This is a genomic window from Nonomuraea sp. NPDC003201 (genome assembly GCF_053590415.1).
The window spans coordinates 1-11971 of sequence record NZ_JBSFTC010000313.1 but is presented as its reverse complement, the minus strand read 5'-3'; the positions used below and the strand labels follow the sequence as shown (position 1 = coordinate 11971).

Here is an 11971-nt window from a genome sequence, read left to right as displayed (position 1 = left end):
GCCGACGACCGCGACCGGCCGGACGGCATGGCCGCCGCGCCGGAGGAGCTCGTCGGCCTCAGCTCGTGACGGCCCGCTGTCTCGGCAGCGCCGCCGTCGCCGTTCCCCAGGACTCGAGCCGCGTACGGATCTCCTCGCGTACGGGGTGCGAGAGCGCGTCGTGGTAGGCGCGGTCCAGCAGCGCGTCGATCTCGACGCGCTGACCGGTCTCCGCCGAGCGGACCGCCGCCTCGACCATCGCGAGGCTGCGGACGTTGCCCGCGATCGCCCCCGGCGGCTCCACCCCCGCCCGCAGCGCCGCCACGAACTCCGCGAGCGCGCCGGCGATCTGCTCCCGGTCACCCCTCGGCACGTCCACCGCGCCGCCGGCGCTGGACGTGACGCGGTCCTCGCCGTCCCAGGTGGCGGTGCCCTGGGCGCCGCTGGCCAGCCACTCCCCGTTCCAGGACGTCTCCGCCCCCTCCGCGCACCAGCTGCCGGTGAACACGTAGCGGGTGCCCTCCTCGAACAGGAAGGTCGCCGTCGCCGCCGCGTCGCCCCGGTACCAGCTCCAGGGCGGGTTCCAGCTCTCGCAGCCGACCGAGACCGGCTCCGCGCCGAGCAGGTGACGGGCGGCGTCGAACGCGTGGATGGCCATGTCGACCAGCAGCGGCTGCTCCATCTCGTCGCGGAAGCCGCCGAAGCGCGGCGCGCGGAAGAACCCGGTGGTGAGCAGCCCGATCGGGCCGAGCTCGGCGATCCGGCTCCGGTACGCCTCCAGGGCGGCGAAGTACCGGCGCGACTGGCTGATCATCAGCAACCGCCCGGTCGCCTCGGCGGCGGCGGCCTGGACGAGCGCCTCGGCGAGGGTCGGCGCGGCCGGCTTCTCGCACAGCACCGGCAGCCCGGCGAACAGCGCCTCGACGTTCACCGCGGTGTGGGCCGCCGGGATCGTGACGTTCACGACGGCATCCGGCCCGGTCGCCAGGAGCTCGCTGAGCGAGGCGCCGACCTCGGCGTCCACGCCGACGGCCCGTACGGCCTGCGCCGCCCGGTCCGTGTCGAGGTCGGCCACCCCGACCAGCTCGACGTCGCCGGACTCCGCCAGGGTGCGCAGCCAGGCGACGCCCATCGCGCCCGCCCCGACCTGCACGATACGGAGCGGGCGCGCGCCGGAACGGTTCACTCGGCGTGCTCCTTGTTGTGCAGGGCGCCGCGGTAGCCGTGCCCGTTGAAGAAGTCGCCCGTCTCGTAGCGGAGCAGGATCGGCAGCTCGCGCCGGGACCGGTCGCCGGCCGCCCACTCGGCGGCGTTGGCGATGACGTGCAGCACGTCCGGGTGGTGGTAGACCGGGTAGTCCTGGTCGCCGGGGCTGAAGTAGAAGATCTTGCCGTTGCCGCGCCGGAAGGTGCAGCCGCTGCGGAAGACCTCGCCGCCGCTGAAGGAGCTGATGAAGATCAGCTCGTCGGGCGTGGGGATGTCGAACTGCTCGCCGTACATCTCCTGGGCGGGGATCTCGATGGGGTGCGGGATGCCGCGGGCGATGGGGTGGGTGGGGTTCACCGTCCAGACCAGCTCGCGGTCGTTCTCGCTGCGCCAGCGCAGCGTGCACGTGGTGCCCATGAGCTTGGTGAAGATCTTCGACCAGTGGCCGGAGTGCAGCACCACCAGCCCCATGCCCGACAGGACGTGCCGGTGCACCCGCTCCACCACCTCGTCGGCCACCTCCGCGTGGGCGGCGTGACCCCACCAGATGAGCACGTCGGTGTTCGCGAGCACCTCCTCGGTCAGGCCGTGCTCGGGGTCGTCCAGCGTGGCCGTGGCGACGGTCGCGCTGTCACCCAGCCAGCCCTCGATCCCCCGGCGGATGGCGTTGTGCATGCCGTCCGGGTAGATCTCGGCGACCCGGGGTTCGAGCTGCTCGTGGCGGTTCTCGCCCCATACGGTGACGTGGGTCTTCACACATGTTCCTTTCTCATTTGATCGCGCCGTTGATGGCGCCGGATGCGATGTGGCGCTGGGCGAAGATCAGCAGCAGGCCCGCCGGGATGGAGGCGGGGACGAGGGCCGCTGCCGCGACAGCTACTTCGGGCGCCTTTCCTGGGCACTTTCGCGCTGTCTTCATGTGAGCTACTCCTTGGCGGCATCGGGGGGTGGTTCTTGCAGGCCACTGGCGGATGGAGTCACGGAGGGAGCCGGGATGCGGAAGGCATCGCTCTCGAAACATGGGCATCTGTCGGTAAAGCGCTTAACCGCGCTTGCTTGTGAAGTATGTTGCGCTCATCGCACTGTGATGTCAATAACTAGTTAAGCGATTTACCGACGACGCCGCGATAGAGTTGCTCGCGCGTCCTCACGAGGTGGGAGGCGGGACAATCCATGGTCACGATGCGCGATGTCGCCGAGCGAGCCAGCGTCTCCATCGCCACGGTCTCCTTCGTCATCAACGGCACCAAGCGGGTCGCTCCGGAGACCCGGGCCCGCATCGAGGCGGCCATCCGGGAGCTCGGCTACCGGCGTAACGTCGTGGCCCGCGCGCTGGCCAGCTCGCGCACGCGCATCCTCGCGCTGCTGCACCCCTACCTCGAAGCGCGGCCGATCGCCACGGCCAACCAGTTCCTCATGAGCGCCGCCCACGGCGCCCGCGAGCGCGGCTACGACCTCGTGCTGTGGCCCGTGAACGACGACGAGCAGATGTCCCACCTGCTCGCCGGCGGTCTCGTGGACGGCGCGCTGCTCATGGAGGTCCAGCTCCGCGACCCCCGCGTGGACCGGCTGATCGCGTCCGGGCTGCCCTTCGCGCTGATCGGCCGGACCGAGGACGAAGACCTGCCGTTCGTCGACATGGACTTCACCACCACGATCGACCAGGCCGTCGGGCATCTCCGCTCTTTCGGCCACCGGCGCATCGCGCTCGTCACCCTGCGGATGAGGGCCTCGACCGGGAACGAGCCCGGCTGGATCATGCGGGTGAAGTCCGCGTACCTCGACGCGATGGCGGCCGCCGGCGCGCCGCCCACCGTCATCACCGTGGAGGGCACATCGGCCGGCGGGCGGAAGGCGGCGCGCCGGCTCAGCGAGGACTTCCCGGAGGTGACGGGCGTCGTCGTGGTGAACGAGGGCGCCTCGGCGGGGCTGGTCAAGGAGACGCGGGCGCTCGGCCGCAGCGTGCCGGACGACCTGTCGATCATCTCCGCGGCCACCACCGCCGAGCTCGGCGAGATGATCGAGCCGTCCCTGACCGTCATGACGGCGCCGGCCACCGAGCTGGGCCGCCTCGGCGTGAACGCGCTGATCGACCAGCTCGAAGGGGTGCCGGACGCCCCTCCGAACATCCTCATCCCCTGCACGCTGGTGCCGGGCCAGTCGGTCGGCCCCGCCCCTCTTTGATGATTTTCTCATTTACTCATGTGTCATGTTCAGCTGGCGGCTGCTGCTGGCCACCGGCGAGCCGCGCCACGCCGACCTCATCGAACGCACCCTCTACAACATCGTCGCGACCTCGCTCGGCGAGGACGGCCGCTCGTTCTTCTACGCCAACACCCTGCACCAGCGCCACCCGAGCGGCGACCATCCAGATCCACCAGTACGCGTCCTCCACCCTCGACGCCGTCGTGGCCGGCGAGCCGTTCGAGCTGGACGTCACGACGGACTACCCGCACGGCGGCGTGGTGACGATCACCGCACGGCGGGCGCCGGCCCGACCGGCGTCGATCATCCTGCGCGACCCGGAGTGGTCCCAGGACACCCGGCTCAGCCTCAACGGCGCACCCGTCGAGCCCGCCGGCATGACGCTGACCAGGACCTGGCAGCCGGGCGACCGGCTGGAGCTGACCCTCGACCTGCGGCCCCGGGTCGTCCGCCCGGACCACCGCGTCGACGCGATCCGCGGCTGCGTGGCCGTCCGGCGCGGGCCGGAGGTGCTCGCCCTGGAGTCGGTCGAATGCCGCCGTCGTGGGCGCTGGAGGACGCGACGCTGCTGCCGGACACCGTCACCGGGAAGCACGGTTCCGTGGTGGCCACCGCCCGGCACCACCGGTCCGGCGAGGACCGCACCGTGCCCCTGATCCCCTACCGCTCGTGGGCTCGCCGCGGCCCGTCGGCCATGCGCGTCTGGATCCCGGAGGCTCGCGGCTGATCGGACCGCGCCGGCGTCGGCGCGCAAATATCTTCAAGACCGGCCAGAGGCGCGCGGCCGATACTCGGCCGCATGACCGCCCTCGTTCCTCCCGCCGTGACCGTCGCCCGCCGCGGCCCGATGCTGGCCGTGCTGCTCACCGGCCAGGCCATGGCGTCCATGGACGGATCGATCGTGTCGGTGGCGGCGCAGACCATCCGTGACGGACTGCACGCCGGCAGCACCGCGATCCAGCTGGTCGTGTCGGGCTACCTGCTGACCACCGGCGTGCTCCTGGTCACCTGCGCGCGGATCGGCGACATCGTCGGGCACCGGCGCACGTTCCTCGCCGGGCTGGGCTGGTTCACGGTGGCGTCGCTGCTGTGCGGGCTGGCCCCGAACGCGCCCCTGCTGGTGGTGACCCGCGTCGCCCAGGCCGCGGGGGCGGCGCTGCTGATGCCGCAGGTCTTCTCGCTCATCCAGCGGCACTGGGACGGGCCGGCCCGCCGCCGGGCGATCGGCCTCTACAGCCTGGTGCTCGCCCTGGGAGTCGCGCTGGGGCAGGTCACCGGCGGGCTGGTCGCGGGCGCCGACCTGTTCGGCCTCTCCTGGCGCCCGGTGTTCCTGATCAACGTCCCGATCGGCGCGGTGCTGCTGGCGGTCGGACCGCGCGTCCTGCTGGGCTCCGGCCCGGACGAGCGGGTACGCCTCGACCCGGCCGGAACCGCTCTCCTGAGCGTCGCCATGGCCGCGTTCACGATGCCGCTCATCTTCGGCCGGGACCAGGGCTGGCCCGCCTGGGCATGGGTCTCGCTCGCCTGCGGAGCCGCCCTGCTGGTGGCGTTCGTCCGCTACGAGGCCCGGGCGCGGCACCCGCTGCTGGACCTGGCGGCGCTGCGGCCGCGCGGGGTGAAGCCGGGGCTGGTGGCCTGCTGGATCGTCATGGGCTGCTACACCGTCTTCCTGCTGACCCTGACCCTGCATCTGCAGTCCACGCTGCGCTTCTCCCCGCTCCAGGCGGGGCTCGCGTTCGTCCCGTACGCCGTCGGCTTCGGCGCGCTCAGCCTGACCTGGAACCGTTACCCCCGGTGGCTGCGGAACGCGCTGCCGGTGGCCGGGCCGATCGCGTTCGCGGCCGGGGCGGGCCTGCTGGTGCTCCTCCATCGCGACCAGTGGCATCCGTACGGCACCGTGCCGCTGCTGCTGCTCGCGGGGGCCGGGCACGCCGCCGGTTACAGCCCGCTGATCGCGCGGATCACGTACCTGGTGGAGCCGCGGCTCTCCTCGGCGATCTCGGCGCTCAACTCCACCGGCCCGACGCTGACCGGGGTGACGGCCGTCGCCGGGCTCGGCACCGTCTACTTCGCGGCCCCCTCCTCCGCCGAAGGTCTCCTGCGGGTCGTCGCCGCCGTCGCCGCCCTCCTCGTGGCCGGGGCGGCCTGCGCGCTGCGGGTCACGCGGGCCCGCCGGGGGTCGTGATGCCGGAGGCCGCCTTGGCCCGGACGGCGTCGAGCGAGTCGGCCACCGCCGTGACCTGCTCCGAAGCCGCCGCGATCACCGGGTCCGTGGCGGCGTGGGACGCGCAGCGCTCGGCGATCTGGCGCAGCCGTTCGATCAGCACCGTCCAGGCGGCCTCGCGCCAGGGGACCACGTTGTCCATCAGGTAGTACATCTCGAAGGCCGGCCCGGCCGTGCGTCCCGGATGGGCGGGGCCGGCGGGCCGCCGGCTCAGCTCGGTGCCGAGCGGCCGCAGCACGGCGGCCATCGTCGTGATCGCCGCGCCGATCAGGACCTCGAGCTCTTCCTCGCTCTCGTCGGTGTGCGTGAAGTAGCGGGTGAGCAGCCACAGGATCGCCTCGTAGGCGAGGTTGCACAGCTCGGCCAGCGCCAGGGTCCGCGGGTCGCCGATGAGCGGCTGCGGCTCCCGCACGTCGAAGGGCTGGCGGGTGAAGGCGCCGAGCGCGGGGTGGGCGGGTTCGAAGGCCGGGTCGGCGGCGCGCAGCGCGTGGTACTCCTCCCAGATCTTCAGGAAGCGGCCGTAATGGGCGTCCTGCCAGGCGCCCTGCGCTCCCTCGCCCTGCTCGATGATCTCCTCGATGGCGGCGCACGCCGACGCGAGGTCGGTCACCGCCACCATCTCGGGCCAGCGGAACAGCTCCGGGGTGGCCTGGGCCCGGGGCGAACCGCAGAACACCTGCTCCTCGCCGTACTTGGCGACCAGCGTGGTCAGGCCGTCCTTGATGCCGCGGTAGAGATGGCCGACCGTGGCGAACTCCTGCGCGCGGGGGAAGATCTCGCCGGACGCGATGGGCTCGGGCGGCGGATCGCAGGAGATGAACTCGGCGGCGTCGCGCCGCTCCATGCCCTCGGGCCGTTCGAGGTAGAGGAAGTGGGCCAGGGCGGCCTCGCCGAAGGGCAGCAGCCGCATCTGGATCGAGGGCGGGAACGCGCCGCAGGACTGCGGGAAGTTCGGCCTGCCGAAGGTGGGCGCGGCGCCGATGGACGACATGAGGTTGGCCACCAGGGCGAGATGGAGCATCTCCTGTACGGCGATGCCGTGGAGCTCCTGGCGCCAGCGATCGACCGCGGCCTGCTGCTCGCCGGTGAGCCCATCGTTCTTGAGGCTGAACTCGGCGAAGAGGTACTGGCACATGATCATGTGCTCGAGCTGCGAGGCCTGGACGAGCAGGTACCACACGTGCTCGCGGTGCTCGATGACGATGGGGGGCTCGGTCATGCTTACAGACTTACACAGCGGCCGCGCCTGCGGCAGGGCTTCGCCGCAAGGCCCGCACCCGCTGACCGGCGGCGAGCCTGGCGTTCGACACCATCTTCGCCGAAGGGCAGCGGCGGTACGTCGAGTCGTTGTCGGCGTACGCCCGCCAGTTCCTCGGCCGGTTTGACAAGCCGGACGTGGACGTCATCGAGGGCCTGTCACCCGCGTCGGCCGCCCCACTGCCCGGAGTGCGGCGAGCCGGTCCACCGCCGCACTCCCCAGCGGATCGTGGACCGGCTGCTCGCCATGGCGGACGGCACCCGCTTCCAGGTGCCGGCGCCCGTCGTACGCGACCGCGCGGGCACGCACGCCGAGGTCCTGCGGCAACTGGCGGGCGACGGTCTCAGCCGCTTCCGGGTGGACGGCGCGATCCACCCGGTGACCAGGCCGCCGGTGCTGGACGGAAACAAGAAGCACTCCATCGACGTCGTCGTGGACCGGCTCGCGGTGAAGCCGGGGCATCAGGCAGCGGCTGACCGACTCCGTCGAGACGGCGCTGGGGCTCGCGGGCGGTGTCGTCGGCGTCGAGTTCGTCGACCTGGATGCCACCGACCCGGAGCGCGAGCCGAGGTTCTCGGAGCGGACGGCGTGCCCGCGCGGGCACGACCTCGACCTCGAAGAGCTGGAGCCGCGGCTGTTCTCCTTCAACCTCAAGGGCGGCCGCTGCGAGCCCTGCTACGGCGAGGGCACCATCAGGGTCGAGATGAACTTCCTCCCGGCCGTCCACGTGCCGTGCGAGGTCTGCCACGGCGCCCAGTACAACCGGGAGACCCTGGAGGTCCGCTACAAGGGCAGGTCCATCGCCGACGTCCTCGCCATGACCATCGACGAGGCCGCGGCCTTCTTCGCCGAGCACGCGATCATCGCGCGGCACCTGCGGGTCCTGGCCGACGTCGGGCTCGGCCACGTCAAGCTGGGACAGCCCGCCACCACGCTGTCCGGCTGCGAGGCCCAGCGCGTCAAGCTCGCCGCCGAGCTGCAGCGCCGCTCCCGGGGCCGCACCCCGTACGTGCTCGACGAGCCGACCACCGGGCTGCACGCCGACGACGTCCGCAAGCTGCCGGCCGTGCTCCACCGGCTCGTCGACTCCGGCAACACCGTCGTGGTGATCGAGCACGACCTCGACGTGATCAAGACAGCCGACTGGCTGATCGACCTGGGCCCCGAGGGCGGCTCGGGCGGCGGCCAGGTGGTCGGCCACGGCCCCCCGGAAGCCGTGGCCGCCGATCCGCACTCCCACACGGGACGTTTCCTGCGCCCGCTCCTGGACGGCCGTCGGGAGTTCGCCGGCTGACCCGTCAGCCCGCGGCGAGGTCGCGGCGGCGCAGCCCGTACCGGCCGAGGATCGCCAGCGCCGCGGCGAGCACGGTCAGCACGACCGTGGCCACCGGGGCGAAGGACCCCAGCGGGTGCCAGGGCAGGTGGGACAGCACCGACGTGTTCACCAGCCACCCCGGCAGGTTCATGTAGGACCCCAGTACCTGCATGAACCCGCTGTAGACGAGCACCGCCCAGGCCGCGTTCACGGCCCGCGGGGCGATCCCGAGCAGCGCCGCGGGGACGGCGAGCAGCACCAGCACCTCGGGGGCGCGGATCAGGCTCGCCCAGGTGACCTCTCCCACGAGGCCGGGCTCGCCGGTCGACAGGGCAGCCCCTACGCCGAGCGCGCCGCCGTACACCACCGGCAGGGCGACCACGGCGAGCGCGGTGACCAGCAGGGACGACCAGTACCACGTCGATCTGCCGGTCGGCCCGGCCAGCACGGGAGCGATCCGGCCGCGTACCTCCTCCGCCCGCAGCCGGATGACCGACAGGACCGCGAAGACGCCGGTGTAGAGGGACCCGGTGAACACCATGAGGCTGATCCAGGCCCGCCCGAAGTCCGCGCCGGAGAAGATGGGGAGGTCGGTTTCGGCCATGCCTCCGGTCATGGCGCCCAGGACGAGGCCCACCGCGAGGAACGCGGCTCCCCACGCGAGTATGGCCGCCTGCTGGAGCCGCAGCGCGAGCGTGAACGGCGAGCGCAGCCAGGAGGGCGCCGACGCCCGGCCGGGACGCGGGGCCACCAAGGAGGCGCCGAGATCCCTGTGACTCGCCAGCGCGTAGGCGCCCGCGACCAGCAGCCCGGCGAGAACGACCGAGAGGCCGAGCGGCCACCAGCGCTCGTCGCCCAGCACCCGGGTCTGCTGCGACCAGCCGATCGGCGACAGCCAGAACAGCGGGCCGCCCTCCTGGCTCTGCAGCGCCCCCACGCCGCGCAGCAGCCACGCCGTGAAGAGCACCAGGCCCGCGAGCCCGTTCGCGCCCCGGGGGTGCTCGGTGACCTGGGCGGCGACCGCGGTGACCCCGGCGAACAGCAGCCCGGTCGCGGCGAGGGAGGCGCCGAACAGCAGCGCGCCGCCGGCGGGGAACCCGATGCTGACCGTCGCGGCGGTGGTGAGTGCCGCGAGCGCGGCGTTGCTGATCACGGCGACGATCAGCGCCGCGGTCAGCTGGGCGTGCCGGCCCACGACGGCCGCCCGGATGAGCTCGGCCCGGCCCGTCTGCTCCTCGGCCCGGGTGTGCCGGGTCATGAGCATCATGTTCATGATCGCGGCGGCCAGCAGGAACTCGACCCAGTAGGCGGCCAGGAAGTAGCTCTGCGTGCTGACCTCGCCGAACAGCGGCCCGCCGAGCACCCGCATGAAGGAGACGCGGATCATCTGCGAGGCCGAGGCCAGGGCCTCGGGCGTCGGGACGACCGCGTTGACGGCGGCGTAGTAGAAGCGCGGGACGAGCGCCGTGATCGCGACCAGCCAGAGCGTGAGCTTGATCCGGTCGCGGCGCAGCGCCAGCCGTACCATCGCGCCGGTGCCGGTCAGGTGACCGCTCCCCACTCCCGATCCGGTACGGCCGCGGGCTCCCGTGACCGTCGTGGTCATGCCGCCTCCTTGTGCGCGTAGTGCCGGAGCATGAGCTCCTCGAGCGTCGGCGGGTGGCTGACCAGCGCGTCGATGCCGAACGTGGTGAGGTGCCGGATGGCGGCGTCGAGGTGCTCGGCGTCCACGCCGAACCGCACGCTCCCGCCCTCGGTCTTCGCGTCGTGTACGCCGGGCAGCCGGTCGAGGCCGGTCACCGGGGTGGCGGTCTCGGCCACGACCGTCGTCCGGGTCAGGTGCCGCAGCTGCGCCAGCGTCCCCGACTCCACGACCTTTCCGTCCCGGATGATGGTGACCCGGTCGGCGAGGGACTCGACCTGGGCGAGGATGTGGCTGGACAGCAGGATGGTCCGGCCGGCGGCCTTGGCCTCGGCGACGACCTGCTGGAACACCGCCTCCATCAGCGGGTCCAGCCCGCTCGTGGGCTCGTCGAGGATCAGCAGGTCCACGTCCGCGGAGAGGGCGGCGACGAGGGCGACCTTCTGGCGGTTGCCCTTGGAGTAGGTCCGCGCCTTCTTCTTGGGGTCGAGCTCGAACCGCTCGATCAGTTCGTTCTTGCGCCGGTCGTCGAGCCCGCCGCGCAGCCGGCCGAGCACGTCGATGGCCTCGCCTCCGGTGAGGTTGGGCCACAGCTCGACGTCGCCCGGCACGTACGCCAGCCGCCGGTGCAGCGCGACGGCGTCGGCCCAGGGGTCGCCGCCCAGCAGCCTGGCGCTGCCGGAGGTGGCCCGGATCAGGCCCAGCAGGATGCGGATGGTGGTGCTCTTGCCCGCTCCGTTCGGGCCGAGATAGCCGTGCACCTCTCCGGGGTTCACGGTGAGGTCGAGCCCGTCGAGGGCGCGCGCGGGCCCGTAAGCCTTGACGAGCCCGGAAACGGCGATGGCAGGGGTCATGGGTTTCTCCGAATTGCGGTTCTCGTGGAGCCGGAGTTATCTGAGGGAGCCGGTGATGCGCGCGTCGAATTCGCGGTCCGGCAGGGACCTGTTGAGCTGGAGGAGGGCTTCGGCCTGCCAGCCCACGACGTAGCGGGTCTCCGGGCGGTCCGACTCGACGGCCTCCCGGATCGTCGCCCCGACGACGGCGGGGTCGGTGGCCTGGTCGCTCTGGTGGCCCGCCGGTGTCTCGGCGGCGCCGGCCATGGCCTCGGCCATCCGCCGGTAGGGCCCGTTCCCGGAGATCTCCCGCAACTGCCGGGCGGTCCCGGCCTCGAAGTCGGTCTTGATGATGCCGGGCTGGATGACGACGACGCGGACGCCGAACTGCGCGGTCTCCATGCGCAGCGTGTCGGAGAAGGCTTCCAGGGCGTGCTTGGAGGCGTAGTACCAGGCGCCGAGCGGGAAGGCGAGCTCGCCGCCGATCGAGGAGACGTTGACGATCGTGCCCGAGCCCCGCTGCCGCATCGGCGGCAGGACGAGCTGGGCCAGCCGGGCCGCGGCGAACACGTTGACCTCGAACAGGTCCCGCGCCATCGCCAGCGGCGTGTCCTCGACGGCGCCGTGGAGGACGGCTCCCGCGTTGTTGACCAGGACGTCGATCCGTCCGTGTTCGTCCAGGACGGTGTTGACGGCGCGCGTGAGGTCTTCCTCCTTGGTCACGTCCACCGGCAGCGGGCGGCCGCCCGCGTCGCGCAGCGCCGCCATCCTGCCCACCCGCCGCGCCGCGCCGTACACGAGGTGGCCGGCGTGCAGGAGTTCGAGCGCGGTGGCGTGGCCGATGCCGGACGAGGCGCCGGTCACGAGGCATACTTTGGCAACCTTGCCAAGCTGGGTCATGTCGGTTTCCCTCCGCGTGAACGGCGATCGTTCACGCATGGGGAAACGCTACGAATGCGTTCGCGTATTCGGCAAGTTACGAACGTCGTTGTCCCAGGTCAGAGCGGATTAACTGGCGCAACGACGGTGTCGGCAAATGCAACAATCCCCGACGCGGTGTCGCAATCAGGTCCGCCGGAGGCGATACTTTGCGCGTGACGATGACGTGCCGGGAGGGCGCATGCCGGGAGGCCACCTGACGTACGACGACCGCCGCAAGATCTCGGAAGGGCTGGCGGAAGGGCTCACCTACGCGGAGATCGCCCGTCGCCTGGGGCGGCCGAGGTCGACCATCGGCCGCGAGATCGCGCGCAACGGCGGCCCGCACGGCTACCACGCGGGCCGGGCGCAGCAGGCGACCGGATGGCGC

At 72.2% G+C, this 11971-nt stretch carries 12 protein-coding genes and 3 pseudogenes; 8 read left to right on the top strand and 7 right to left on the bottom strand.

The window, feature by feature from the left end; genetic code table 11:
- Positions 1-58: 58 nt before the first annotated feature.
- Genes ACWDX9_RS51455 through ACWDX9_RS51445 form a run of 3 tightly spaced genes read right to left on the bottom strand, consistent with a single transcriptional unit; the run spans position 59 to position 2104 of the window.
- Positions 59-1165, bottom strand: a complete 1107-nt coding sequence (locus ACWDX9_RS51455) for a Gfo/Idh/MocA family protein (protein WP_449968984.1) — start codon at positions 1163-1165, stop codon at positions 59-61.
- On the bottom strand, positions 1162-1941 hold the full coding sequence (locus ACWDX9_RS51450; RefSeq protein WP_449968982.1) for a ThuA domain-containing protein: 780 nt from the start codon (positions 1939-1941) through the stop codon (positions 1162-1164). The genes ACWDX9_RS51455 and ACWDX9_RS51450 overlap by 4 nt, the downstream gene beginning before the upstream one ends.
- A 13-nt stretch (positions 1942-1954) precedes the next feature.
- Entirely contained in the window at positions 1955-2104 is a 150-nt protein-coding gene (locus ACWDX9_RS51445) for a hypothetical protein (RefSeq protein WP_449968979.1), read from the bottom strand.
- 254 nt (positions 2105-2358) lie between these two features.
- On the opposite strand from ACWDX9_RS51445, the gene ACWDX9_RS51440 reads away from it, so the two are divergent.
- The 5 genes and pseudogenes from ACWDX9_RS51440 (at position 2359) to ACWDX9_RS51420 (ending at position 5575) form a co-directional block, all read left to right on the top strand.
- Positions 2359-3369 carry a LacI family DNA-binding transcriptional regulator gene (locus tag ACWDX9_RS51440; RefSeq protein ID WP_449968976.1) on the top strand — a complete coding sequence of 337 codons (1011 nt, stop codon included), beginning with the start codon at positions 2359-2361 and terminating at the stop codon, positions 3367-3369.
- A 25-nt stretch (positions 3370-3394) separates the two neighbouring features.
- A pseudogene (locus tag ACWDX9_RS51435) lies at positions 3395-3478 on the top strand (hypothetical protein); the annotation flags it as partial.
- Between the two features lie 115 nt (positions 3479-3593).
- Positions 3594-4046 carry a hypothetical protein gene (locus ACWDX9_RS51430; protein WP_449968973.1) on the top strand — a complete coding sequence of 151 codons (453 nt, stop codon included), beginning with the start codon at positions 3594-3596 and terminating at the stop codon, positions 4044-4046.
- Entirely contained in the window at positions 3992-4117 is a 126-nt protein-coding gene (locus ACWDX9_RS51425; RefSeq protein WP_449968987.1) for a hypothetical protein, read from the top strand. Before ACWDX9_RS51430 ends, ACWDX9_RS51425 begins: the two co-directional genes overlap by 55 nt.
- Before the next feature lie 72 nt (positions 4118-4189).
- Positions 4190-5575, top strand: coding sequence for an MFS transporter (locus ACWDX9_RS51420; protein WP_449968970.1), 1386 nt, complete (start codon positions 4190-4192; stop codon positions 5573-5575).
- Here ACWDX9_RS51420 and ACWDX9_RS51415 read toward each other — a convergent pair.
- Entirely contained in the window at positions 5550-6833 is a 1284-nt protein-coding gene (locus ACWDX9_RS51415; protein ID WP_449968967.1) for a ferritin-like domain-containing protein, read from the bottom strand. The two genes, ACWDX9_RS51420 and ACWDX9_RS51415, sit on opposite strands and share 26 nt — an antisense overlap.
- Positions 6834-7118: 285 nt before the next feature.
- Here ACWDX9_RS51415 and ACWDX9_RS51410 point away from each other — a divergent pair.
- A pseudogene (locus ACWDX9_RS51410) lies at positions 7119-7277 on the top strand (hypothetical protein); the annotation flags it as partial.
- A 220-nt stretch (positions 7278-7497) separates the two neighbouring features.
- A pseudogene (locus tag ACWDX9_RS51405) lies at positions 7498-8166 on the top strand (excinuclease ABC subunit UvrA); the annotation flags it as partial.
- A 4-nt stretch (positions 8167-8170) separates the two neighbouring features.
- Here the strand turns inward: ACWDX9_RS51405 and ACWDX9_RS51400 are convergent.
- The 3 genes from ACWDX9_RS51400 to ACWDX9_RS51390 are packed head-to-tail and all read right to left on the bottom strand — an operon-like array spanning position 8171 to position 11562.
- Positions 8171-9793 (bottom strand): ABC transporter permease, encoded by a 1623-nt coding sequence (locus ACWDX9_RS51400; RefSeq protein WP_449968964.1) that lies wholly within the window; start codon positions 9791-9793, stop codon positions 8171-8173.
- Entirely contained in the window at positions 9790-10683 is an 894-nt protein-coding gene (locus tag ACWDX9_RS51395) for an ATP-binding cassette domain-containing protein (protein ID WP_449892787.1), read from the bottom strand. Before ACWDX9_RS51395 ends, ACWDX9_RS51400 begins: the two co-directional genes overlap by 4 nt.
- Before the next feature lie 36 nt (positions 10684-10719).
- Positions 10720-11562, bottom strand: a complete 843-nt coding sequence (locus ACWDX9_RS51390; RefSeq protein ID WP_449968961.1) for an oxidoreductase — start codon at positions 11560-11562, stop codon at positions 10720-10722.
- A 220-nt stretch (positions 11563-11782) separates the two neighbouring features.
- Between ACWDX9_RS51390 and ACWDX9_RS51385 the strand changes: the two genes are divergently transcribed.
- A partial coding sequence (locus tag ACWDX9_RS51385; RefSeq protein ID WP_449968958.1) for a helix-turn-helix domain-containing protein occupies positions 11783-11971 on the top strand: 189 nt, incomplete at its 3' end.